Here is a 1447-nt window from a genome sequence, read left to right as displayed (position 1 = left end):
CGCGCGCGCCGCCGCGCCGTCGAGGAGCTCGGGCGGGAGCCGCGACCACGCTGCCGCCGCGCGGACCAGCGCCGGGAGCGCGGCGGCCGGGGCGAGGCCGATCGCGGCGCAGGCCGCGGCGAGGATCGCCATCGGCACGAGCATCGTCCGCGGCGCCTCGTGCGCGGCGCGCGGGTGCGCGCTGCGCGGGGTGCCGAGGAACACCACCCCCACCACCTTGACGAAGCACGCCGCGGCGAGCCCGCCGACCAGCGCCAGCGCCGGCACGCCCAGCGCCGCGAAGGCGAGGAGGTCGCCCCCGCCGCGCTCCAGGGCGGAGAGGAAGCCCATGTAGACGAGCCACTCCGAGACGAACCCGTTGAGCGGCGGGAGCCCGCTGATCGCCGCCGCGCCGACGAGGAAGAGCACCGCGGTCGCGCGCATCGGGCGCGCGAGCCCGCCGAGGAGGTCGAGCTCGCGCGTGCCCGTCGCGTGCTGGACCGCGCCGGCGCCGAGGAAGAGGAGCGACTTGAACAGCGCGTGGTTCACGACGTGGAGCGTCGCGCCCCCGAGCCCGAGCACCACGAGGCCGGGCTCGCCGCGCGACCGGCCGAGCAGCGCGAGCCCAGTGCCGAGGGCGATGATCCCGATGTTCTCGACGCTGTGGTACGCGAGGAGCCGCTTGAGATCGTGCTGCGCGAGGGCGAACGCGACCCCCAGCACGGCGGAGGCGCCGCCGAGCAGGAGGAGCGCCGTCCCCCACGTCGCGGGCGGCGCGGCGAAGAGCCCCGTCACGCGCAGGAGCCCGTAGATGCCGGTCTTGATGAGCACCCCGGACATCACCGCCGAGACGTGCGACGGCGCCGCCGCGTGCGCGCCCGGCAGCCAGAAGTGGAGCGGCATGAGGCCGGCCTTCACGCCGAAGCCGAGGAGCGCGAGCGCGAAGGCGCTCGCCGCGAGCCGGCCCGCGCCGGGCAGCCCTTGCATCGCCGCGAAGTCGAACGACCCCGCCGCCTGGCGCAGGAGGGCGAAGAGCGCGAAGAGCGCGAGCGTCCCGACGTGCGTGGCCGCGAGGTACACGAGCGCCGCGCGCTGCACCTCCGCGCGCTCGTGGTCCGTGTGGACGAGGAGGAAGCCGGAGAGCGCCATCACCTCCCAGCCGACGAGGAACACGACGGCGTGCCCCGCCACGACGAGGAGGACCATCCCGCCCGTGGCGAGCCCGTAGAAGAGCTGCAGCCGCACGGCGCGCGGGCCGTGCTCGGCCTGCGGGTAGTAGCCGAGCCCGTACACCGCCCCGAGCGCCGAGACCGCGCAGATGGGCAAGAGGAAGATCGCCGAGAGCGCGTCGAGGCGCAGCCCGAGCGCCGGCGCCGAGAGCTCCCCGCCGAGGAGCACCGTCCCCGCCGCCGCGACGCCGAGGACCGCCCCCGCGCACAGCGCGGCGCACGCGAGGGCCTGGCCCGCG

The 1447-nt window shown here is 76.8% G+C and carries 1 protein-coding gene; it reads right to left on the bottom strand.

Annotated elements, in window-relative coordinates; translation table 11 throughout:
- Nucleotides 1-1447, bottom strand: a 1447-nt coding sequence (locus tag MNZ29_RS24035; protein WP_242357111.1) for a proton-conducting transporter membrane subunit, incomplete at both ends; no start/stop codon positions are given.

Origin of the sequence: Anaeromyxobacter sp. SG64 (assembly GCF_022690745.1) — a bacterium.
GTDB classification, from domain to species: Bacteria; Myxococcota; Myxococcia; order Myxococcales; family Anaeromyxobacteraceae; genus Anaeromyxobacter; species Anaeromyxobacter soli.
The sequence above is the reverse complement of the archived record's forward strand: the minus strand, read 5'-3'. Positions and strand labels throughout refer to the sequence as shown.